Origin of the sequence: Inquilinus sp. CA228, from assembly GCF_052078665.1 — a bacterium.
Taxonomy (GTDB): Bacteria; Pseudomonadota; Alphaproteobacteria; order DSM-16000; family Inquilinaceae; genus Inquilinus.
The window spans coordinates 1-21,714 of the sequence record NZ_JBQJIK010000024.1; the positions used below are offsets into that span (position 1 = coordinate 1).

General features: G+C 67.5%; 25 protein-coding genes and 1 riboswitch. Of the genes, 13 read left to right on the forward strand and 12 right to left on the reverse strand.

Annotated features, from left to right (window positions below; genetic code table 11):
- From ACTOWL_RS13770 to metA, 4 genes are all read left to right on the forward strand, one after another.
- Positions 1-815, forward strand: an 815-nt coding sequence (locus ACTOWL_RS13770; RefSeq protein WP_441321804.1) for a cell wall hydrolase, incomplete at its 5' end; no start/stop codon positions are given.
- A gap of 159 nt (positions 816-974) precedes the next feature.
- The gene (locus tag ACTOWL_RS13775; RefSeq protein WP_441321805.1) at positions 975-2,270 is read left to right on the forward strand and encodes an MFS transporter; all 1,296 of its coding nucleotides are present in this window, start codon (positions 975-977) and stop codon (positions 2,268-2,270) included.
- A gap of 11 nt (positions 2,271-2,281) precedes the next feature.
- Entirely contained in the window at positions 2,282-3,340 is a 1,059-nt protein-coding gene (locus ACTOWL_RS13780; RefSeq protein ID WP_441321806.1) for a TAXI family TRAP transporter solute-binding subunit, read from the forward strand.
- A gap of 73 nt (positions 3,341-3,413) precedes the next feature.
- A riboswitch (SAM-I-IV-variant riboswitch) is annotated at positions 3,414-3,519 on the forward strand.
- A 46-nt stretch (positions 3,520-3,565) separates the two neighbouring features.
- A complete protein-coding gene (gene metA / locus ACTOWL_RS13785) occupies positions 3,566-4,486 on the forward strand; it encodes a homoserine O-acetyltransferase MetA (RefSeq protein WP_441321807.1) in 921 nt (306 codons plus the stop codon).
- On the opposite strand, the gene ACTOWL_RS13790 is transcribed toward metA, so the two are convergent.
- Positions 4,483-5,118, reverse strand: coding sequence for a glutathione S-transferase family protein (locus ACTOWL_RS13790; RefSeq protein ID WP_441321808.1), 636 nt, complete (start codon positions 5,116-5,118; stop codon positions 4,483-4,485). The genes metA and ACTOWL_RS13790 overlap by 4 nt on opposite strands.
- A 91-nt stretch (positions 5,119-5,209) precedes the next feature.
- Between ACTOWL_RS13790 and ACTOWL_RS13795 the strand changes: the two genes are divergently transcribed.
- From ACTOWL_RS13795 to ACTOWL_RS13805, 3 genes are read left to right on the forward strand one after another with little or no spacing between them, the layout of a single operon-like run.
- The gene (locus ACTOWL_RS13795; protein ID WP_441321809.1) at positions 5,210-6,595 is read left to right on the forward strand and encodes a leucyl aminopeptidase family protein; all 1,386 of its coding nucleotides are present in this window, start codon (positions 5,210-5,212) and stop codon (positions 6,593-6,595) included.
- Entirely contained in the window at positions 6,579-6,992 is a 414-nt protein-coding gene (locus ACTOWL_RS13800) for a MarR family winged helix-turn-helix transcriptional regulator (protein WP_441321810.1), read from the forward strand. Before ACTOWL_RS13795 ends, ACTOWL_RS13800 begins: the two co-directional genes overlap by 17 nt.
- Complete coding sequence (locus tag ACTOWL_RS13805; RefSeq protein WP_441321811.1) at positions 6,989-7,858, forward strand: C40 family peptidase; 870 nt, start codon at positions 6,989-6,991, stop codon at positions 7,856-7,858. Before ACTOWL_RS13800 ends, ACTOWL_RS13805 begins: the two co-directional genes overlap by 4 nt.
- 13 nt (positions 7,859-7,871) lie before the next feature.
- Here the strand turns inward: ACTOWL_RS13805 and ACTOWL_RS13810 are convergent, their stop codons facing one another.
- The 3 genes from ACTOWL_RS13810 to ACTOWL_RS13820 all read right to left on the reverse strand — a co-directional run bounded on the left by ACTOWL_RS13810 (position 7,872) and on the right by ACTOWL_RS13820 (position 9,462).
- Entirely contained in the window at positions 7,872-8,156 is a 285-nt protein-coding gene (locus tag ACTOWL_RS13810) for a type II toxin-antitoxin system RelE/ParE family toxin (protein WP_441321812.1), read from the reverse strand.
- Entirely contained in the window at positions 8,153-8,452 is a 300-nt protein-coding gene (locus tag ACTOWL_RS13815) for a hypothetical protein (protein WP_441321813.1), read from the reverse strand. Before ACTOWL_RS13815 ends, ACTOWL_RS13810 begins: the two co-directional genes overlap by 4 nt.
- Before the next feature lie 77 nt (positions 8,453-8,529).
- A complete protein-coding gene (locus tag ACTOWL_RS13820; RefSeq protein ID WP_441321814.1) occupies positions 8,530-9,462 on the reverse strand; it encodes a 2-hydroxyacid dehydrogenase in 933 nt (310 codons plus the stop codon).
- Between the two features lie 249 nt (positions 9,463-9,711).
- Between ACTOWL_RS13820 and cysE the strand changes: the two genes are divergently transcribed.
- Positions 9,712-10,569 carry a serine O-acetyltransferase gene (gene cysE, locus ACTOWL_RS13825; RefSeq protein WP_441321815.1) on the forward strand — a complete coding sequence of 286 codons (858 nt, stop codon included), beginning with the start codon at positions 9,712-9,714 and terminating at the stop codon, positions 10,567-10,569.
- A 45-nt stretch (positions 10,570-10,614) separates the two neighbouring features.
- Complete coding sequence (locus ACTOWL_RS13830) at positions 10,615-11,439, forward strand: arylamine N-acetyltransferase family protein (RefSeq protein WP_441321816.1); 825 nt, start codon at positions 10,615-10,617, stop codon at positions 11,437-11,439.
- Here the strand turns inward: ACTOWL_RS13830 and ACTOWL_RS13835 are convergent.
- Positions 11,426-12,796, reverse strand: a complete 1,371-nt coding sequence (locus ACTOWL_RS13835; RefSeq protein WP_441321817.1) for an Nramp family divalent metal transporter — start codon at positions 12,794-12,796, stop codon at positions 11,426-11,428. The genes ACTOWL_RS13830 and ACTOWL_RS13835 overlap by 14 nt on opposite strands.
- Positions 12,797-13,043: 247 nt before the next feature.
- On the opposite strand from ACTOWL_RS13835, the gene mntR reads away from it, so the two are divergent.
- Positions 13,044-13,478 carry a manganese-binding transcriptional regulator MntR gene (gene mntR, locus ACTOWL_RS13840; RefSeq protein ID WP_441321818.1) on the forward strand — a complete coding sequence of 145 codons (435 nt, stop codon included), beginning with the start codon at positions 13,044-13,046 and terminating at the stop codon, positions 13,476-13,478.
- A gap of 36 nt (positions 13,479-13,514) precedes the next feature.
- On the opposite strand, the gene ACTOWL_RS13845 is transcribed toward mntR, so the two are convergent.
- A complete protein-coding gene (locus tag ACTOWL_RS13845) occupies positions 13,515-13,748 on the reverse strand; it encodes a hypothetical protein (RefSeq protein ID WP_441321819.1) in 234 nt (77 codons plus the stop codon).
- 427 nt (positions 13,749-14,175) lie between these two features.
- Here ACTOWL_RS13845 and dgt point away from each other — a divergent pair, with 427 nt between their 5' ends.
- Positions 14,176-15,090: a dGTP triphosphohydrolase gene (gene dgt, locus ACTOWL_RS13850; protein WP_441321820.1), complete on the forward strand. Its 915-nt coding sequence runs from the start codon at positions 14,176-14,178 to the stop codon at positions 15,088-15,090.
- Positions 15,091-15,465: 375 nt separating this feature from the next.
- The gene (locus tag ACTOWL_RS13855; protein ID WP_441321821.1) at positions 15,466-15,627 is read left to right on the forward strand and encodes a hypothetical protein; all 162 of its coding nucleotides are present in this window, start codon (positions 15,466-15,468) and stop codon (positions 15,625-15,627) included.
- Positions 15,628-15,687: 60 nt separating this feature from the next.
- On the opposite strand, the gene ACTOWL_RS13860 is transcribed toward ACTOWL_RS13855, so the two are convergent.
- Positions 15,688-16,629 (reverse strand): LysR family transcriptional regulator, encoded by a 942-nt coding sequence (locus ACTOWL_RS13860; RefSeq protein WP_441321822.1) that lies wholly within the window; start codon positions 16,627-16,629, stop codon positions 15,688-15,690.
- Between the two features lie 108 nt (positions 16,630-16,737).
- Between ACTOWL_RS13860 and ACTOWL_RS13865 the strand changes: the two genes are divergently transcribed.
- Positions 16,738-17,574 carry an oxidoreductase gene (locus ACTOWL_RS13865; RefSeq protein ID WP_441321823.1) on the forward strand — a complete coding sequence of 279 codons (837 nt, stop codon included), beginning with the start codon at positions 16,738-16,740 and terminating at the stop codon, positions 17,572-17,574.
- 32 nt (positions 17,575-17,606) lie between these two features.
- On the opposite strand, the gene zapE is transcribed toward ACTOWL_RS13865, so the two are convergent.
- The 5 genes from zapE to ACTOWL_RS13890 all read right to left on the reverse strand — a co-directional run bounded on the left by zapE (position 17,607) and on the right by ACTOWL_RS13890 (position 21,709).
- Positions 17,607-18,764: a cell division protein ZapE gene (gene zapE, locus ACTOWL_RS13870; protein WP_441321824.1), complete on the reverse strand. Its 1,158-nt coding sequence runs from the start codon at positions 18,762-18,764 to the stop codon at positions 17,607-17,609.
- 133 nt (positions 18,765-18,897) lie between these two features.
- Positions 18,898-19,239, reverse strand: a complete 342-nt coding sequence (locus ACTOWL_RS13875; protein WP_441321825.1) for a hypothetical protein — start codon at positions 19,237-19,239, stop codon at positions 18,898-18,900.
- On the reverse strand, positions 19,240-19,455 hold the full coding sequence (locus ACTOWL_RS13880; RefSeq protein ID WP_441321826.1) for a DUF433 domain-containing protein: 216 nt from the start codon (positions 19,453-19,455) through the stop codon (positions 19,240-19,242).
- A 71-nt stretch (positions 19,456-19,526) separates the two neighbouring features.
- On the reverse strand, positions 19,527-20,300 hold the full coding sequence (locus tag ACTOWL_RS13885; protein WP_441321827.1) for a GNAT family N-acetyltransferase: 774 nt from the start codon (positions 20,298-20,300) through the stop codon (positions 19,527-19,529).
- Positions 20,297-21,709, reverse strand: a complete 1,413-nt coding sequence (locus ACTOWL_RS13890) for a homospermidine synthase (RefSeq protein ID WP_441321828.1) — start codon at positions 21,707-21,709, stop codon at positions 20,297-20,299. Before ACTOWL_RS13890 ends, ACTOWL_RS13885 begins: the two co-directional genes overlap by 4 nt.
- Between the last annotated feature and the right edge of the window lie 5 nt (positions 21,710-21,714).

The window sequence follows — 21,714 nt, forward strand, 5'->3', positions numbered from 1 at the left end:
CCGTTGCCGTGGTGCAGCCCGCCGCGCCCGGGGCGGCGCCGGTCTGGGCCCGGTCGCGCTCCTCGCTGCTGCGGGTCGACCGACCCGAGCCGGAAGAGACCGAGCGGCTCGATGTCGCCCTGGCCCGCGCCGTGTCGCTGATCGAGCCGGCGGGCGCCCCTTGGCTGCGCGACGCCGAGGCCGACGGCGCCGGCCGCCGCCTGACCGGCTGCGGCCCTGGCGACCTGGCCTGCACCATCTTCGTCTCCGCCCGCGGCAGCGCGCTCGACCAGCCCTCGCCGCTGCTGCGGCAGTACGGCTCGGCGCCGATGAGCATCGGCGGCGTGGCCCTGCCGGCCGAGCCGGCCCAGGCGGAGCGCGCGCTGCGCTGCCTCGCCTTCACCGCCTACACCGAGGCCGGCAACCAGGGCACGCGCGGCATGGCGGCCGTGGTCTGGGTGGTGATGAACCGCATCGCCGTGGACGACGATTTCGGCGATTCGCCCTGTGAGGTGCTGGCCGATCCGGGCCAGTTCGAGCCGCTGTCGCGCCCGCGCTTCCGCGCCTTCGCCAAGGCCGTGCGCGCCGGCGCCATGCCGCAGTTCCCGCAGCCGCTGAGCGCCCAGGACGAGATCCTGCAGCGCACCGCGCGCCTCGTGGTCTGGCAGATGCTGGACGGCTATTTCGCCGATGACCCGACCGAAGGCGCCCAGTACTTCCTCGCCCCGGCGGCGATGCGGGCGCTTGGCCGCGGCATGCCGGCCTGGACCAACCGCTTCCGCCGCACCGCCTCGATCGGCGACCATTTGTTCTACCGGCCGAAGCGCGGCGGCTGACCCGGAGCCGTCCCGCCGACCGTCCGGGGCGGCGAGGGGCTGGTCCGCCCGGCTGTCCGACCCACCTTATCTGCGGGCCGGGACCATCGGGCGGCTTGCCCTGAAATCGTCACGAATCTTCCCTGGCCCCGGCCTTTCGGCCGACCTAGAACGGACGTGATGGCTGCCACCACCCCCGCTTCTGCGACACCTTCGCTCGGTTCGGTCCTCCTGGCCGTGGCGCCGCTGCTGTTCAGCGCCGCGATCATGATCATGGGCAACGGGCTGTTCGGCACGCTGATCGCGGTGCGGATGGATCTCGACGGCTTCGATGTCGGCACCATCGGGCTGGTGCTGGCCTTCTATTCCGGCGGTTTCGCCCTCGGCACGCTGATCTGCCCGCGGATCGTGCTGCTGGTCGGCCATATCCGCACCTTCGCCGCCTTCGCCGCCATCGCCTCCGCCGCGGCGCTGTTCCACGCCCTCTGGGTCGACCCGATCGTCTGGGCGGCGCTGCGCCTGGTCACCGGCATCAGCATGGCGGTGCTGTTCACCATCATCGAAAGCTGGCTGAACGCCCGCGCCGTGAACGCCGTGCGCGGCCGGGTGATGTCCTCCTACATGGCGGTGAACTACACCGCCTTCGGCCTGTCGCAGCCCTGGCTGACGGTGATGGATCCGGCCGGCTTCGCCCTGTTCTCGGTGGTGGCGATGCTGGTGTCGCTGTCGCTGGTGCCGCTGTCGCTGACCCCGGTCGAGACGCCGCCGGTGATCAAGGTCAAGCGCTTCGGCCTGCGCACCCTGATCGCGATCTCGCCGCTCGGCGTCGCCGGCTGCTTCTCGGTCGGGCTGATCAGCGCCGCCTTCTCCGGCATGGGACCGGTCTATGCCCGCACCATCGACCCGGCGCCGAACTGGATCGCCAGCTTCATGATGACGGCGATCTTCGCCGGCTTCCTGCTGCAATACCCGGTCGGCCGGCTGTCCGACCGCTTCGACCGGCGCCAGGTGTTCCTCGGCATCGCCATCGCGCTGGCCCTGATCAGCGCCGCGCTGGCACTGTTCGGCGGCACCTCGATAACGCTGCTGCTGGTGCTGCTCGCGGCCTTCGGCGGGCTGTCCTACACCATCTATCCGCTGAGCCTCAGCCACGCCAACGACTTCATGACGCCGGAGCAGCTGGTGCCGGCCGCCGCCGGCCTGCTGCTGTGCTACGGCAGCGGCGCGGTGTTCGGGCCGATCGTGGCGTCGCAGGTGATGCAGCTGCTGGGCCCGGACGGACTGTTCGTCTGGACCGGCTCGGTCGCGGCGCTGCTGGCACTGTTCACCGTCTACCGCATGACCCGGCGCGCGGCGAAGCCGAACGAGGAGCAGGGCAGCTTCGTCTCGGTGGCGCCGACCACCACGCCGGTGGCCGCCGAACTCGATCCGCGCGGGCCGGACGAGACGCCGCCGACCATGCGCGACGCCGCCTGAAGGGAACCGCCATGCCGCTCACCCGCCGCCGCCTGCTGACCTCGGTGCTTCCCGCCGCCGGGATGGCCGCGGCGGGGCTCGGCGGGGTGCGGCCGGCGTGGGCGCAGACGCAGGACCCGCTGTTCTTCCGCATCGGCACCGGCACCACCGGCGGCACCTATTTCCCGATCGGCGGCATCATCGCCGGCGCCATCTCCGGCCCGCCGGGCCTGCCGCCCTGCGGCAGCGCCGGCGGCAGCTGCGGCGTCGCCGGCCTGATCGCGGTGGCCCAGGCCAGCGCCGGCTCGATCGACAACATCCGGCGGATCCGCGACGGCGAGTTCGATTCCGGCCTGTCCCAGGCCGACGTCGCCTTCGCCGCCTATGCCGGCGAGGGGCCCTTCGCCGGCCAGCCGCCGGTGACCAGCCTGCGCGCCATCGCCCATCTGTTCTCCGAATTCGTCCATGTCGTGGTGCCGGCGGATAGCCCGATCCAGTCGGTGGCCGACCTCAAGGGCAAGCGCGTCTCGGTCGGCGCCGAAGGCTCCGGCACGATCTACGACATCCGTCTGATCCTGGCCGCCTACGGCCTCAAGCAGACGGATGTGACCGAGGTCTATGAACGGCCGGAGCCCTCGGCCGACCTGCTGGCCGAAGGCGGCCTCGACGCCATGGTGATGACCGGCGGGCCGCCGCTCGGGGTGATCGCCGACCTGGCGCGGCGGCGGCCGATCCGGCTGCTGCCGATCACGGGGCCCGAGACCGAGGCGCTGATCGCCAAGGTGCCGTTCTTCGCCCTGGAGCCGATCCCCGCCGGCCTCTATGACGGCGTCGCCGCGGAGGTCCCGGCCCTGTCGGTCGGGGCGATCTGGCTGGTGGCGGAGCGGATCGAGGAGGCCACGGTCTACGAGATCACCCGCGCCCTGTGGCAGAAATCGACCCTGGACCTGCTGGCGGCCGGCCATGCGCGCGGCAAGGAGGTCGCGCTCGAAGGCGCCACGCGCGGCCTCGGCGTGCCGCTGCATCCCGGCGCCGCCCGCTACTATGCCGAGCATGCGATGCTCAGCCTGCCGACCCGGGCGACGCCCTGAGCCGAAGCCCGGCGGGCCGGACGATATCCCGCATTCATCCAGTTGAAATATCGCGGCGGACCCCGTAGAACTGGCGGCACATCAGGAGTTGGGCATTGCCCGACGCCAACCTGCTTCCCGAGCAAGGTGGCGCCCCCGCGAGGGGGGATGTGGTCGAACCGACAACCAAACGGGTCCATCCACAATCGGTCCTGCCCACGACACGCGGAACAGAACCGAAGCGAAATGCCGATCAAGATTCCGAACGACCTGCCCGCCCGGTCCGTCCTCGAAGCGGAAGGGGTCATGGTGATGCTCGAGGCGCAGGCGGTGCGGCAGGACATCCGGCCGATGCGGATCGGCCTGCTGAACCTGATGCCGAACAAGGTCAAGACCGAGACCCAGTTCGCCCGGCTGCTCGGCGCCTCGCCGCTGCAGGTCGAGCTGACGCTGGTCAAGATGACCAACCACGTCCCGCGCAACACGCCCAGCGACCACATCCTGTCCTTCTACCGCGACTGGGAGGACATCCGGACCGAGAAGTTCGACGGCTTCATCGTCACCGGCGCGCCGGTCGAGACGATGGCGTTCGAGCAGGTGACCTACTGGGACGAGCTGCGCCGCGTCTTCGACTGGACGCAGACCAACGTCCATGGCTGCTTCAACATCTGCTGGGGCGCCCAGGCGGCCGTGCATCATTTCCACGGCGTCCCCAAATACGCGTTGCCCCAGAAGAAGTTCGGCGTGTACCGCCACCGCATCATCGAGGCGGCCTCGCCCTATCTGCGCGGCTTCTCGGACGATTTCACCATCCCGGTGTCGCGCTGGACCGAGAACCGGCGCGAGGACATCCCGGCCGGCAGCGGCATGAAGGTGCTGATGGAGTCGGACGAGGCCGGGTTGTGCCTGCTGGAAGATGCCAGCCGCCGGTCGCTGCACATGTTCAACCATGTCGAGTACGACACCGACACGCTCGGCGACGAGTATTTCCGCGACGTCGCCGCCGGCAAGGCGATCGCCCTGCCGCACGACTACTTCCCGGGGAACGACCCCGATCGCCGGCCCCAGAACCGGTGGCGCAGCCACGCCCATCTGCTGTTCGGCAACTGGATCAACCAGATCTACCAGACCACGCCGTACGAGGTCGGCGACATCGGCCGGGATTAGAACGTCAGCACCCAGGGCTCGGCCAACCCCGCCTCGACCCAGCGCCGCATCGCCGGCAGGCCCAGGACCGCGTCGGCATAGGCCCGGCAGGCGGGGTCGAGCGGCACCCGGTAGCGGTCGAGGCGGATGACGACCGGGGCATACATGCAGTCGGCCGCGCCGAAGGCGCCGAACAGGAACGGGCCTTCGGCGCCGGCCGCCTCGCGGCACTGCCGCCAGATCGCAGTGACGCGGGCGATGTCGGCCTCGGCCGCAGCGCTGCGGGCCTGGCCGGGAGTCGGCGGTGCCAGGTCCATCGGCAGCTCGTTGCGCAGGGCGGTGAAGCCGCTGTGGATCTCCGCCGCGATCGACCGCGCCAGCGCCCGGCGCGCCGCGTCGCGCGGCCACAGGGCGAGGTCCGGAAAGCGCTCGGCCAGATATTCGAGGATCGCCAGGCTGTCCCAGACCGTCGTGCCGCCGTCGATCAGGGTCGGCACCTTGCCGCTCGGCGAATGGCGCAGGATCGCTTCCTTCGACCCGTCGCGATAGAGCGGGATCAGGATTTCCTCGAACGGGAGGCCGTGATGCGCCAGGGCCAGCCAGGGCCGCAGCGACCAGGAGGAGTAGCGCTTGTTGCCGATGACGAGGCGCATGGCGGTTCGGTCCGGCTGAGGGGTTGGCAAGGCAAACGGGCTGGAGCATGGTGTGCCGCCCCGAGTTCCCGAACGCAAGAAGGCCTGCGCCGTGCTGCCGAATCTGGTCGATGCCGCCGAGGGAGAGACCGTCTCTCTGATCCCGCTCAGCAAGGCTGCGCTGGACAGCTGGCGATCCGCCGCCACGCCGGCCCGGCGGGCCTGGGCCGAGGCCAACGGCTTCGCCGCGGAGTCGGGCCGCACCCTGGCGCTGCCGGGCGAAGGCGGCCGGGTCGACGCGATCCTGGTCGGGATCGACTCCGCCTCCGACCCCTGGGCCTTCGCCGGGCTGCCGACCGGACTGCCCGCGGGCAGCTACGCGCTGGATGATTCGGTCGAGCCGGCGACCGCCACGGCTGCCGCCTTCGGCTGGGCGCTCGGCGGCTACCATTACGGCCGCTACAAGGGGCCGGACCGGGTCTCGGCGAAGCTGGTCTGGCCGCAGGCCGCCGACCGCGCCGCGGTCGAGCGCGCGGCCAGCGCCACCACGCTGGTGCGCGACCTGGTCAACACCCCGGCCAACGACCTCGGCCCGGCCGAGCTGGCCGCGGCGGCCGAGGCGCTGGCCAAGGAGTTCGGCGCCCGCTTCAGCGTCATCACCGGCGACGAGCTGCTGACCCGCAACTATCCGATGATCCACGCCGTCGGCCGCGCTTCCAGCCGGGCGCCACGGCTGATCGACATCGAATGGGGCGACCCGTCGGCGCCGAAGGTGACCCTGGTCGGCAAGGGCGTCGTCTTCGATTCGGGCGGCCTCGACCTCAAGGATGCCGGCGGCATGCTGCTGATGAAGAAGGACATGGGCGGCGCCGCCCATGCTCTCGGCGTCGCCCGCATGGTGATGATGGCGCAGTTGCCGGTGCGGCTGCGCGTGCTGGTGCCGGCGGTCGAGAACGCGGTGTCCGGCGACGCCTTCCGGCCGATGGACGTCTACCGCAGCCGCAAGGGGCTGACGGTCGAGATCGGCAACACCGACGCCGAGGGGCGGCTGGTGCTGTGCGATGCGCTGGAGGAGGCGTCGTCGGAGAAGCCCGAGATCATCGTCGACTTCGCCACCCTGACCGGCGCCGCCCGGGTCGCGCTGGGCACCGACGTGCCGGCGATGTTCTCGAACGACGACGCCACCGCCGATGCGCTGGCCGCGGCGTCGCGCCGGGCGGAGGACCCGCTGTGGCGCCTGCCGCTGTGGCAGCCCTACAACCGGCTGCTGAAATCCGGCATCGCCGACATCAACAACGCACCCGACACGCGCTTCGGCGGGGCCATCACCGCGGCCCTGTTCCTCGAGCGTTTCGTGGCCCCGGGCGTGCCCTGGGTGCATATCGACCTCTATGCCTGGAACGGCGCCGACCGTCCGGGCCGGCCGAAGGGCGGCGAGGCGATGACGATGCGGGCCGTCTACGCCCTGCTGGAGGAGCGGTTTGGAGGCCGGCGCTGATTCGATCGACCGTATCGCCGTCGCCGAGGACGAGTGCGGCATGACCGTCGCCCTGACCTCGCTTCAGGCGCTGGAGCTGTGGCGCCATGCCCTGACCGCTGCGGTCCGGCGCGAGGCGCCGGACCTGTCGTCGCGGCAGATCGCGCTCCTGCTCACCATCTACCTGACCCCGGCGCCGCACACCGTGCGCGGCCTGTCCTCGACCCTGCACATCTCCAAGCCGGCGGTGACCCGCGCGCTCGACCGGCTCGGCGAGCTCGGCCTGACCCGCCGCACGGTCGACGCGGCCGATCGGCGCAACGTGCTGATCGAGCGGACCGAGGCCGGCCAGGCCTATCTCGACGGCTTTGCCGACCTCGTGCGCCAGGCGGCCAGCATGATCGGGGCCGCGGCGTGACCGACCCGGACCGCAACCTGGTGCCCTGGCGGCCGGACCTCGCGGCCGAAAGCCTGCGCGGCGTCCATGCGGCGGAGCGTTACGCCGCCGGCACGCTGCACCAGGCCATCCGCGGCATCGTGCCGATGCGCTCGGCACCCGACGCGTCGCGCGGCCAGGCGACCGAGATGCTGCATGGCGAGACCATCACGGTCTATGAGGTCAGGGACGGCTGGGCCTGGGGCCAGCTCACGGCGGACGGCTATGTCGGCTATGTCGAGGCGGCGGGCCTGTCCGACCGGATCGCCGTGCCGACCCACCGGGTGCGGGCGTTCCGCGCCTTCCTCTATCCGGCGCCGGACTTCAAGCGCCCGCCGATCCGCGCGCTGAGCTTCCGCAGCCCGGTCGAGGTGGTCGAGGTCGAGAAGGGCTACGCCCGGATCCGCGAGGCGGGAGAGCCCGGCGGCTGGCTGCCGGAGGTGGCGCTGGGGCCGCTCGACGCGGTCGAGCCCGATGCGGTGGCGACGGCGCAGCGCTTTCTCGGCGTGCCCTATCTCTGGGGCGGCCGCTCCAGCCTCGGCATCGACTGCTCCGGCCTGGCCCAGCTCGCCTGTGCCGCCGCCGGCCATGCCATCGAGCGCGACACCTACCGCCAGGCGCAGACCGCCGCGACGCTGGTGGGGACCGATAACAGCGTCGGCTTGCGGCGTGGCGACCTGGTCTATTTCCCCGGCCATGTCGGGCTGATGGTCGACGGCGAGACCCTGATCCACGCCAATGTCCGGGCCGCCTCTGTCTCGCTCGACCCGCTGCATGAGGTCGCGGCCCGCGCCGCGGCGGACGAGGGCAAGGGCATCGTCGCGGTGCGGCGGTTCGGGCGGCCTTAGGCTCGTCCCGGTTTCAGAATTGGCGTGGCCACCTCTGAGCCCCGTGCAGCAGCCGCAGAATCACCACGGTGGCCGCCTCGACGCGGTAGGCGATCACATAGGGTGTGCCGACGACCACCAGTTCGCGTGTGCCTCTGCCCCGGCCAGGTCGGCCGATGTGCGGGTGTTCAGCCAGACGTTGTACGGACGCCTCGATGGCGTCGCCCATGTCGACCGCCGCCCGAGGATTTCTCTCGGCGACATAGGTCAACTGGCTACCCCGGTCCTCCTTCGCCGTGGGCAACCATTCGATCTTCACTCGGTCCGCTCACCGGCTCGCTTTACCAGTTCGGCCCGTTGCTGGCGCCATTCGGCGGAGATCTCCTCATGCGGGATGCGCTTCACGCCGGGATCATCGGCTTCGCGCATGCCCCGCTCAACCTCGGCACGGAACCAGGCGTCATGCTCTCGCGCCGCGCGTTGCTGCCGGACGAAGTCGCGCATGAATTCGCGCACGATCTGGGACGCGGGCCGATCTGTAGCAGCAGCCTCGGCCATGAACTGCTCGCGCAGTTCCGGCTCCAGCTTGAGTGTGAACATCGCCTCTTTCGACATCGAGATCTCCCGAGTATCAACAAGGTATATACCATGTCGATACTCTTTTGGCTATATCTCAGACCTTCTCCAGCACCCTAATACCCCCGTGATCGGTCGACCACATCCTGCATCGGCTCGCCCCGCTCGAAGCGGGCGATCTGCTCGGCCAGGCGCAGCGTCGCATACTTTGCGTTGTTGTTGGCGGCGACATGTGGCGTCAGCACCACCTTCGGATGGGTCCAGAACGGGTGGTCCGGCGGCAGTGGCTCGGTCCGGAACACGTCCAGCACCGCGCCGGCGAGATGGCCGGAATCGAGCGCCGCGATCAGGTCGGCATCGACCAGGTGATGGCCGCGCCCGGCATTGATCACCCAGGCGCCGCGTGGCAGGGCGGCGAACAGCCGGCGGTCGAGGATGTCCTCGGTCTCCGCCGTCAGCGGCAGCAGGCAGACCAGGATCTCGGACTGCGCCAGGAAGGCGTCGAGCCGGGCCGCGCCGGCGAAGCCCTCGACTCCCTCGACCGCCTTCGGCGTGCGGCTCCAGCCCGCCACCCGGAAGTTCAGCGCCTGCAGCGCCCGCGCCGTGGCCCCGCCCAACGTGCCGAGGCCGAGGATGCCGATTGTGACGTCGCGGGCCAGCCTCTGGTCGTGCTGCTCCCACACCCCCGCCGCCTGCTGGGTGCGGTAGGTCCGGGCCTGGCGGTGGATCGCCAGCACCTGCTCGGCCACGAACTCGACCATGCCCTCGGTCAGGCTGAGATCGATCATCCGGACCAGCGGCACATCGGCCGGCAGGGTCGGGTCGCGCAGCATGGCGTCGATGCCGGCGCCGAGCGAGTAGATCACCTTGAGGTTGGGCAGCCCCGCCAGCATCCCGGCCGGCGGCTTCCAGACGATGGCGTAGTCGATCTCGGCCGGGTCGCCGATCTCGGGCCAGACCCGGACCTCCAGCGCCGGCATCGCCGCGCGCAGCGCCGGCAGCCACTGGGCGGGGTCGTCGGTGGCCGAAGCGAAAACGGCGACGGGCATTTGGCGGCTCTCCGAGATCAGCGTTCAGGCCGACCCTACGAAATCCCAACCCGTCATTGCGAGCCTCGAAACGCCTTGTGACGACGGATTATTATTGTTAAAATAAAAATATAATCGCAAATTTCTTGTATATAATAAAGAATTTATCTCCGCTGATGACAAGCGGCCGGGGAAGTCCTATCTGATTTCAATGGTCATTGTTGCCGGGCGCAGCTCCCCGCCGCCCGGCCCGGCAAAGGGGAAGAGGTCATGCCCGACACCGCCCTGGCGCGGAAGGCCGACGCTGCCGGCCCGATCGTGTTCGACCGGAACGCCGAGGTCTTCGCGTTGATGCGCGACTCCGCCACCGTCCTGGCGCGGCAGGAGCCGATCCTGGCGCCGGTCGTCGAACGCATCGTGCTCGGCGCCGCCGATTTCAGCGACGCGCTCGCCCGCCTGCTGGCCACCAAGCTGGAATGCGACACCGCCTGCCATGACCGGCTGCTGGCGCTGGCGACCGAGGCGATGCGTGCCGATCCGGCGATCGCCGCCCATGCCGTGCTGGACCTCGATGCGATCAAGGACCGCGACCCGGCGGCGCGCAACCACCTGACGCCGTTCCTGTTCTTCAAGGGCTTCCACGCGCTGCAATGGTACCGGGTCGGCCACTGGCTGCTCGGCCAGGGGCGCCATGCCCTCGCCAGCTTCCTGCAGAGCCGGGTGTCGGAGAGCCTTGCGGTCGACATCCATCCCGCCGCCCGGATCGGCTGGGGGCTGCTGATCGACCACGGCACCGGCGTCGTCATCGGCGAGACCGCGGTGGTCGGCAACGACGTCTCGATCCTGCACGGCGTCACCCTCGGCGGCACCGGCAAGGAAAGCGGCGACCGCCATCCCAAGGTGCGCGACGGCGTGCTGATCGGCGCCGGCGCCAAGATCCTCGGCAACATCGAGATCGGCGAGGGCGCCAAGATCGGCGCCGGCAGCGTGGTGCTGACCGCCGTCCCGCCGCACCGGACCGCGGTGGGCGTCCCCGCCCGCATCGTCGGCTCGTGTTCGGAGCCGCTGCCCGCTTTGACCATGGATCACTCGATCCCGGTTCCGCCCGGCATCGACTTCGTGATCTGACCACTTCGGGTTAGGCTTCTCCCGCAGGCTGCGGGGGGAGCCGCCATGACCGACAGCTTCGATCTCGACGCCTATCTGCGCCGAATCGGCCATGAGGGGTCGGTGGCGCCGGATCTGGCGACACTGCAGGCGCTGGTCTTCCGCCACGCCTGCACCATTCCGTTCGAGAATCTCGACCCGGTCCTGGGGCGGCCGCCGCTGCTCGATCCCGCTTCGCTGCAGCGCAAGCTGGTGCAGGGCGGCCGCGGCGGCTACTGCTTCGAGCAGAACCTGCTGCTGCGCCAGGCGCTGCTGGCGATCGGCTTCCGCGTCACCGCCCACACCGCCCGGGTGCTGTGGGGCCAGCCGGAGGACCATGTCGGCGCCCGCAGCCACATGCTGCTGCGGGTCGATCTCGACGACGGGCCGCGGATCGTCGATGTCGGCTTCGGCGGCCAGACCCTGACCGGCGTGCTGCGCCTCGAGCCCGGCATCGAGCAGCCGACCCCGCACGAGCCGTTTCGGCTGCTGCCGGTCGACCGCGGCCTCAAGCTGCAGGCGAAGACGGGGGAGGAGTGGCGGTCGCTGTACCGCTTCGACCTGCAGGAGCAGTGGCCGGTCGATTACGAGGCGGCCAACTGGTACCTCGCCACCCACCCCGCCTCGCATTTCGTCACCGGCCTGATCGCCGCCCGACCGCAGCCCGGCAGCCGCCACGCCCTGCGCAATGCGGACTACGCCGTGCACCGGCTGGACGGCGGCACCGAGCGGCGGACCCTTGCGGACGCCGCCGAGGTGAAATCGGTGCTGGCGGGAGTGTTCGGCCTGACCTTGCCGGACGGGCTCGACCAGGCCCTGGCGCGGCTGTTCCCGCCGGCTACACCCCGGTGACCCAGTCGAACAGCAGCTTGACGTTCAGCACGATGATCACCGCCGAGACCAGCCAGGCGGTCCATTTCAGCCAGGCCGGGTTGGCGAAGCGGCCCATCTTGGCGCGGTCGCTGGTGAAGGCGACCAGCGGCACCACGGCGAAGGGCAGTTGCAGGCTCAGGATCACCTGGCTCAGCACCAGCAGCTGGGCGGTACCGCTCTCGCCGTAGAGGGCGGTGACGATCACCGTCGGCACGATGGCGATGCCGCGGGTGATCAGCCGCCGCAGCCAGGGCCTCAGCCGGATCGAGAGGAAGCCCTCCATCACGATCTGCCCGGCCAGGGTCGCCGTGAGGGTCGAGTTCTGGCCGGAGGCCAGCAGCGCCACCGCGAACAGGGTGCTGGCGATGCCGACGCCCAGCATCGGCGCCAGCAGCTGGTAGGCGTCCTGGATCTCGGCCACGTCGGTCCGGCCGGCGGTGTGGAAGGTGGCGGCGGCCAGGATCAGGATCGCGGCGTTGATGAACAGCGCGACCATCAGCGCCACGGTCGAATCGATGGTGGCGTAGCGGATCGCCTCGCGCTTGCCGGGCTCGGTCCGGTCGAAGGCCCGGGTCTGCACGATCGAGGAGTGCAGGTACAGGTTATGCGGCATCACCGTCGCACCGATGATGCCGATGGCGATGTACAGCATCTCCGGGTTGGTCACGATCTCGGGCGAGGGGATGAAGCCGCGGGCGATCTCGGCGATCGCCGGCTGGGCCAGGATCAGCTCGACCAGGAAGCAGCCGCCGATGATCAGCATGAGGCCGATGATGAACGCCTCGAGATGCCGGAAGCCGCGGTTCTGCAGGTACAGCACCACCATGACGTCGAGCGCGGTCAGCACCACGCCCCACAAGAGCGGGATGCCGAACAGCAACTGCAGCGCGATCGCGGTGCCGATCACCTCGGCCAGGTCGCAGGCGATGATGGCGATCTCGCACAGCAGCCACAGGGCCACGGCGACCGGCTTCGAATAATGATCGCGGCAGGCCTGGGCCAGGTCGCGCCCGGTGACGATGCCCAGCTTGGCGGACAGCGCCTGCAGCACGATCGCCATCATGTTCGACAGCAGGATGACCGAGAGCAGCGTGTAGCCGAAGGCCGAGCCGCCGGCCAGGTCGGTCGCCCAGTTGCCCGGGTCCATGTAGCCGACGGCGACGAGGTAGCCGGGGCCGACGAAGGCGAACAGTTTGCGCAGCCAGCCGACGCCGACCGGCACCGCGATGGTGCGGTGCACCTCGGGCAGGCTCGGGGCCGCGGGCTCAGTGCGCCAGCCGGAGCCGGTGGGGCTGCCCTGCTGGGCGATGTCCTGGGCAGCGATGTCGCTTCTCATCATGCACGCTCGCTCATCTCCGCTGCCGCGCAGCGGCCGGATCGGTGTTCGATCGATTTCCCCTTCTCCTGTATAATGTAGCCATGGCTAAATTCTTGGCAAGCGTCATCACCTTGTCATTTTCCGATCTGCCGGTATGATGCGCCGCAACCGCGCCGGCCCCAGGGACCGCACACCACGACCGCAAGCACCGCGGCCCCGATTCAGCAATGGAGCCGGAAGGCATTCGGCTCCGAGGACAGACGAGATGACGGAACAGGACCGCCCCATCGACACCGAGCTCCAGGCCGCGGGGTTCAGCCGGGTGCGCCAGGCCCGGCAGACCGAGACGGCGGAGGACTATGTCGAGATGATCGCCGAGCTGATCGACAGCCAGGGCGAGGCGCGGATCGTCGAGCTGGCGGAGCGGTTCGGCGTGGCCCATGCCACGGTGAACAAGACCATCGCCCGGCTGCAGCGCGAGGGGCTGGTCAGCGCCCGGCCCTACCGCTCGATCTTCCTGACCGATGCCGGGCGCGAGATGGCCGCTGCCTGCCGCCGGCGCCACCGCATCGTGGTCGAGTTCCTGAAGTCGATCGGGGTCAGCGACGAGGCGGCGGAGATCGACGCCGAGGGCATCGAGCACCATGTCAGCGCCGAGACCCTGGCCGCCTTCGAGCGCCTGGTGGTGCTGAAGGCGTAGCCGGGCCTGCATTCTCCTCTCCGGCCTGACGCACCGTCATCCGTTCACACGACGCGCCGCGATCCGTGATGGCATGCCGCGATCGAACTCCGGGCGCGAGAGGATGACATGACCTTGACTGATCTTGATCCGGTGATATCGATCTTCGCAGGGAACACGACCGATCCAGGCATTACGGCCGATCTCGACAGGATGAACCATGTCTTCGTCGCCGATGGCGCCGTGGTGGGTTCGACCGGCAACCGGTAGCGTGCAAAGCAGGATCGACATCCTGCTCAGCAGAATTTTTTGATGGCGCACAGGCACGCAGTTGTGGTCATCATCTTGCCGAATTGGTCGCACACAGTGTGCGTCGAGATTGGTAAGGACGTTACGTCGCACGTCGGCGCATCAAAGTGGCAAACATGTTGTAACGTGAATTTTGGCGTTTGAATGCGTATGATCAGTCTTACATGATTCGGCGTGAACCAGCGCATCGCGTCGTGCCGCAACATTCGGCGGAGCATTGACATGGCAAGCAAGACTCTCGCAGCGTTCGATACGCCGGCATTTCGTGCGGCAGCGAACGAGGTTCGTCGTGATCAGAAAGCGCTGAAAGCCGGTCTAAGCCTCGTTTTGAAGGAAGCAGGTTTGGCCAAGCGGCCAAGCCAGCCAAAGGCACATTCTGGAAACAAAAGGTAACGTCTGAGGTTGCTATTTGACTAAATTGTATAAGGCGCCCGATCAGAAACGGGTCGTCAACATAAATCTTGCGGCGGATGCCGAAGAGCCATATCGCAGCGCGTGGCGTCGTGATTACGCGAGGCTTCCACATTGCGCAGCGTTCAGGCGCCTTCAAGGCAAGACTCAACTCTTTCCGAGTGATGAGAGCGATTTTTTTCGCAATCGGCTCACTCATTCCCTGGAGGTGGCCCAGATCGCGAAGTCTATCGCCATCCGGATTAACGCTACCGAGCCGAAGTTTTCCGGTAGCAACGCAATCGATCTTGACTTAGTCGAGACAGCGGCGCTTGCGCACGATTTGGGGCATCCTCCATTTGGTCACAATGGCGAGTATGCTCTCGATGAGTGCATGAAGAAGTATGGCGGCTTCGAAGGGAATGCACAAACTTTAAGAATCCTGTCCAAGCTAGAAAAACGTCAAACTAAAGGCGTTGGCCTTGACTCTGTTTCTGTTAAAGATGAGCTGGATAATAGGGCTGGACTGAACTTAACATATAGAACGTTGGCATCGGTACTTAAGTATGATCAGGAGATTCCGAGAGATAGCGAGAGAAGAAAGGATGATAACGGTCCAGTAAAAGGATATTATTACACAGAATCAGATATAGTTGCAAATATTAAAAAGAACGTCGGCGCTCTCAAAGGACAGGAGTTTAAAACGATCGAATGTTCGATTATGGATGTCGCTGATGACATCGCATATTCGACTTACGATTTGGAAGACGCCTTTAAGGCGAAATTTCTTACCCCTCTTTCAATGCTTTCGTGCCCGGATCCTCTCGCGATATCGGTCGCTGAGACTATTACAAAACGTCTGAAAACGAAATACCCATCGATTCCCGCAAGTGAACAAAAATTTGAAGCTGGTGACGAAAAAAAACGCTTTTAAAAATATTCGAAAAAATGGCCGGTGATATGGACCATATTTCAGAGAATCACGAACCTGCTGAATATTTGGAAAGCGCAAGTCAGATTCAACAGATATCAACAAGAATAGCCAGTATAGGCTATCACAGATCAAGATTTACGTCGGATCTCGTAGGGTCGTTCATCAGAAGCATCGTCGTCGACGTAAATTCGGAAAACCTCGCGCTGACAAAGGTATATCTAGAAGTAGAAACATTCAAGAGAGTTGAGGTTCTTAAAAATTATGTATATCAATCACTAATTATGTCTCCAATGCTCAAGGTATCTGAGCATAGAGGTAAGGATATAGTTAAGAAAATCTTCGATACGCTTACAGAGGAAAAAAAGAAATTTGCTCATGCCGGATGATTTCCGGGATCTGTATATAGGGATCAAAGATCGGAATGAAAAGAAAAGAGTGGTTTGTGATTTTATCGCTGGAATGACTGATAGGTACGCTATCCAATTCTATGGCCGTCTGTTTGGAGCTGACCCGGAGTCGATTTATTCACCTCTCTGATTTTGTATATTTACTAGCAGGCGAGACCCGTTGCCTGTTGCAGCCTGCATTTCGCAACGATCAGGGCTCCGGCGCGCTCGCTGACAGGGCTGTTCCGGCATCTGCGGCTTTCACCGCATCGATGAACGCGCGGAGGGCGGGTGCCATCTGGCGCTGCTGCGGATAGCACAGGAACAGTCCGGGGAACGTCGCGGACCAGCGTTCCAGCATCGGCATCAGCCGGCCCGCGGCAATGTCGCCGGCCACGGTCTGCTCGACCGGGAAGGCGATGCCGATGCCCTGCAGGGCCGCGCGCCGCGCCATCTCCTTGTCGTTGACGATCAAGGGGCCGTCGACCGCGACCGAAAACCAGCCGCCATCCTCGAAGAACTCCCAGGCATAGGGCGTGGCACGTCCCGGCCAGCGCCAGCGGATGCAGCGATGATGCACCAGGTCGCGCGGATGCTCCGGCCGGCCCTGGGCGGCCAGATAGGCGGGGGACGCCACCGCGATCTGGCGCATCGCCGGGCCCAGGCGGACCGCGACCATGTCCCGCTCGATCACCTCGCCGATGCGGATCGCGGCATCGAAGCCGCCGGCGACGATGTCGATCACCTCGTCGCCGAGGGTGATGTCGAGCACGACGTCCGGATAGGATCGGGCGAAGGCGGCCAGGATCGGCTGGATGAAGGCCTCCGCGGCCGAGCGGAAGGCGTGGATGCGCACCGTGCCGGCCGGGCGCTCGCGATAGCGCCGCACCTGGCCGATCGCCTGGCTCAGCTCCGACACCACCGGCCGCACCCGGCGCAGCAGGTTTTCGCCGGCATCGGTCAGCGCCACGCTGCGCGTGGTCCGGTTGAGCAGCCGCACCCCGACGCGCTCCTCGAAGCCGCGCACCATCTGGCTCAGGGCCGAGGGCGAGACGCCGAGCATCTCCGCCGCCCGGCTGAAGCTCAGCAGATCGCCGACGGCGACGAAGGCCCGCAGCTGGTTGTAGTCGCTGCCCGACAACAGGGAATCCATGGCCCAATGAACCGCTTTTAAGTCCAGCTTACAAGCGCTGTCAGGATGCCGTGCATTCTGAAGGCCGGTGGCCGGGCCTATTTCGAAGGTCGCAACAGGAGACCTTCCATGAAGACCTGGTTCATCACCGGCATTTCCCGCGGCCTCGGACTGGCGCTGGCCAAGGCGGCGCTGGCGGACGGCGACACCGTCATCGGCACCGTCAGAAGCGGCGCGCCCGACCTGTCGGCCGGGGCGGGGACGCTGCACGTCCTGACCCTCGACCTCGCCGACGGCGCAGCGGCGGAGGCGGCCGTCGAACGGGCCTTCGCCCTGGCCGGCCGCGTGGATGTGACCGTCAACAATGCGGGCTATGGCCTGCTCGGCGCCGTCGAGAAGGCGAGCGATGCCGATGTCGCCCGGCTGTTCGATGTCGACGTGTTCTCGCCGTTCCGCATCATCCGCGCGGCGCTGCCTCACCTGCGGGCCCAGGGCTCGGGCCACATCGTCAACATCACCTCGATCGCGGGCCGGGCGCCCGGTCCCGGCTCCTCCCTCTACGGCGCGGCGAAACATGCCCTGGAAGGGCTGACGGTGGGCCTGGCGCAGGAGGTCGCGCCGCTTGGCATCAAGGTGACCGCGGTGGCGCCGGGCGCCTTCCGGACCGACTTCCTCTCGAAGCATTCGATCCGCAAGAGCGAGGCGGAGGGCGCGGCCTATGCGGCGAGCGTCGGGCGCAGCGCGGCCGCGTTCGACACCATGGCCGGGAAGCAGCTCGGCGATCCCGACCGGGCCGCGCAGGCCATCCTCGCGGCCGTCCGTTCGGACAACCCGCCGCTCCACCTGCTGCTGGGAAGCGATGCCCTGCAGCGCGCCCAGACCAAGCTCGATGCCCTGATCGAGGAGATGAATCGCTGGGAAGAGGTGACCCGCAGCACCGATTTCCCGGCGGCCGAGCCGGCCTGAGATCCGGCGGCAGGGCGGGAGGCAGGCGGTCGTCAAGCCGCATTCTTCGCCTCGATGTAGTCGACCGACTGCATCTCCATCAGCCGGCTCTCGGTCCGGGCGAATTCCAGCGCCTGGCTGTCGCCGGCATAGAGCTGGGTGACCGGCACCTCGGCCGCGATCACCACCCGGCGGCGGGCCTCGTACAGGCTGTCGATCAAGACGATGAAGCGCTTCATCTCGTGGCGCTTGGCCTCGGTGAAGCGCGGCACGCCCTCGATGATCACGGTGTGGAAGGCATCGGCGAGCGTCAGGTAGTCGGCGGCGCCTAGCGGCCGGGCGCACAGCGCGTCGAAGTCGCACCAGGCCACGCCCCGGGCGGCGCGCGGCACCTCCAGCGTGCGTTTGCCGGGGACGGGCAGGGTGACCGGCGCGCCCTCGGCGCCATCGGTCAAATCGGCGAACAGGTCGGCCAGCGCCTTGTGTGCCAGGCCGCCCAGCGGCGAGTGGTAGACCGGGCGGCCGCGCAGCCGGTCGAGGCGATAGTCCCGGCCGCCGTCCAGCTGCACCACCTCCAGCTTCTTCTTGATCATGGCGATGAAGGGCAGGAAGCGGTCGCGCTGCAGCCCGTCCTTGTACAGCTCGTCCGGCGGCCAGTTCGAGGTCGCGACGACGATCACGCCGAGCCCGAACAGCGCCTGGAACAGCCGGCCCAGGATCATGGCATCGGCGATGTCGACGACATGGAACTCGTCGAAGCACAGCAGCCAGGCTTCGTCGGCGATGCGGCGGGCCAGCGGCGGGATCGGGTCCGCGCTGTCGCCCTCGGCCGCGGCGCCCGACTGGCGCCATTCATGGATGCGCTGATGCACCTCGAGCATGAAGGCGTTGAAATGCACCCGGCGCTTCCGCGGCACCGGCGTGGTCTCGAAGAACAGGTCCATCAGCATGGACTTGCCGCGCCCGACGCCGCCCCAGAAGTACAGACCCCGCGGCGGGTCGATCACCGGTTTCTTCTTGCCGAAGCCGAGGCGGGACAGCAGGCCGTTGCCGCTCTCGGGCTCGGGCGGGGTGTAGCTGCGGAGCTGCCGGTGCAGCCGTTGCAGCTTCTCGACCGCGGCGGCCTGGGCCGGGTCGGGCCGCAGCACGCCCTCGGCGATCCGGCGGCGGTAGAGGGCAAGCGGCTCGTCTTGCGCTGCAACATCGGGCATGGCGAGGGTGCTTACCGCAAGCCTCGGCGAAATGCCAGACAAGGCGGCGCATTCCTGGCCTGAACCGGCGGCGCTTCGGGCGAAGGTGAGTAAGGTTCGCGACCGCAAACCCGCACCGCGCTCAGGGGCGTCACTATGTGCGCGCTTCGCCTGGGTTAAAATCTGCTACCGCTTGTTTGACATGCGCAATGGCCGCACGCAAACGGCCTTCATCCGCAAAATTTATTTTCATTAGCTTTGCCCAGTCTGAATTCCTGACCTCCGCCCACTTCTTGAATTTTTCATAGTCAAATCCTGGAAGATTTGCAAAATAGTAGCTGTGAATTATTCCTGGAATTAAGGGGCCGACGACGCGAAATTTCTCTGGACGGCCTTCCAATTTTGATTTGTAGATTAGACAGAGCGATTCTAAGTCACCTTCTCCAGCATATTCTTTGAGTTTATCAGCTAGATTTTCCACTTCGTCTTGGGCCACTTATTCCTCCTTGGACTTCTCCAGCCACGCGGCATAGTGCAGGGCCTGCATCACATCCTCACGATCCAGATAGGGATAATTGGCGAGGACCTCGTCGATGCTGTGACCGGCACCGATCTGGCCGGCGATCATGCCGACAGTGACCCTCATCCCGCGAATGCAGGCCCGCCCGCCCATCACCTCGGGCTGTTGGGTAATGCGGTCCAGCTGTCCCATGAGGCTCTCCGTCCTGACGCCGATCAAAGTTAACATGGCGCTTCGATAGCGGCGAGTGAACCGGCGGCGAGTCAGGCCGCGCGCAGGTCCAACTGAACCCGGCGCTCGACCAGGGCGAAGCCGGCGCGTTCATAGACCCGGCAGGCCGCCGGGTTGAGGTCATTGGTGGCCAGCAGCGCCGTGGTCACACCCTCGGCCCGCAGCACTGCCAGCAGGCCGGCCAGTACCCGTCCGGCCAAGCCTTCGCCGCGGCGGGCGGGGTCGACCAGGAAATTGCCGACCATCGCCCGGCTTCCGGATCGGGCAATGGCGCCGCCGGCGGCGACCGGGCTGCCATCCTCGACGATGGCGACGAAGGGCAGCGCCAGCATCCAGGCGGAGAACACCGTCGCCGGGTAATGCGCGGTGTAGAAGCGGCGCAGCGGCTCCAGCTCGGCCGCCCCCATCCGCCGACAGGCGAGGTCGGGCTCTGGAAGATCGTCCAGCGGCCGGGCGTAAAAGCGCAGCCCGTCCTCCAGCGCCAGCCGATCGCCGCAGGCGGGGCGCAACCGCTCCGCCTGATCCGGCGTCAGATGCAGCTCCAGCGGCCGGGGATCGGCCGTCAGGGACAGGAGGGCGGCGTCGCGGATGGCGCCGATCGGGGTGTAGATCGAAAGCCCGTCGAAATCGATGCCAAGGATCACGCCCTCCGGCTCCAGCCGTGCCGAGCGGCTGCGGTCGCGTGCGGCTGCAGCGTCGAGCGCCGCAGCCCAGTACAGGGCGAAGACCGGATGCCCGGCCACCAGGGCGCCGACCTTCGCCCGCTCCTCGCGGGACAGGTCGGCGACCGGGCGGAAGCCGGTCACACCACCCGGATGTTCTGGAACTGCCAGGGGTCCTCGGGGTCGATGTCCTCGGGGAACAGCTGGCCGCGGCCCTGCAGCGGATTCCAGTCGGTGAAGGCGCCGGCCAGTTCGCCGAGATAGGGCGCCGCCACCTGCAGCACCCGCTCGTGATCCATCTCCTCGGGCTCGACCAGGCCGCGGTCCGGGTTCTCGATCGCCCAGACCAGCCCGCCCAGCACCGCCGCCGTCACCTGCAGGCTGGTGGCGTTGTTGTGCGGCGCCAGCTCGCGCGCCTCGCCGATGGTCAGGCGCGAGCCATACCAGTAGGCGCCCTTGGCGTGGCCGGCCAGCAGCACGCCGAGCTCGTCCATGCCCTCGATGATCTCGTCCATCATCAGCCGCTTGTTCGGCTGCAGCTCGTAGTTGCGGCCGGCGAATTCATGCACCGACAGCACCGCGTCGTCGGACGGGTGGTAGGCGTAGTGCACGGTCGGCCGGTACTCCGGCTGGGCGCCCGACCCGATGGTCAGGTAGTCGGCCAGCGAGATCGCCTCGTTGTGGGTGATCAGGAAGCCGTGGATCGGCCCGGCCAGCGGGGTCCAGGTCCGCACCCGGGTCGCGGCGCCGGGGCGGGCCAGCCAGATCGCAGCCTGTGAGCCCTTTTCGTGGCGCCGGCCATCGGCCGGGAAGTGCCGCTCATGGCTGCCCCAGCCCAGCTCGGCCGGCTGGCAGCCCTCGCCGACGAAGCCGTCGATCGACCAGGTGTTGACGAATTCGCCCGGCTTCTTCGGGAAGCGGGCGACCTGGGTGTCGCGCTCGGCGACATGGATCACCTTGACGCCCAGGGTCTGCGCCAGGCTGGCCCAGCCGGCGCGGTCGGCCGGCACCGGCGGCTCGAAGCCGGTCGCGGCGGCGACGTCGAGCAGCGCCCGCTTGACGAAATGCGAGACCAGGCCGGGATTGGCGCCATGGGTCACCACCGCGGTCGGCGTGCCGGGGGCGCGGCCCAGCGCCAGAGCGGCCTCGCGCAGCGCATAGTTCGACCGGTCGGCCGGGCCGAGATTGGGGTCGGTGTAGCCGCCCAGCCAGGGCTCGATGCAGGTGTCGATGTAGAGCGCGCCGCGCTGCCGCGCCAGCTCGATCAGCGCCACCGAGGAGACGTCCACCGAGAGGTTGACCAGGGCGTCGCCCGGGCCGAGCAGCGGTTCGAGCAGTGTCCGATAATTGCTGCGTGTCACCGGTTCATGGATGAAGCGGACGCCGTAGAGTTCCGCCTCCTTCTGGCCTCTCGCCTCCGCCGTCACGATGGTGACGCGGTCGGGGGTCAGGGTCAGGTGCCGCAGCAGCAGCGGCAGCACGCCCTGGCCGATCGAGCCGAAACCGACCATGAGAATGCGGCCGGTGAAGGGTGTGCGTGCGGGTTTCGCCATTTAGA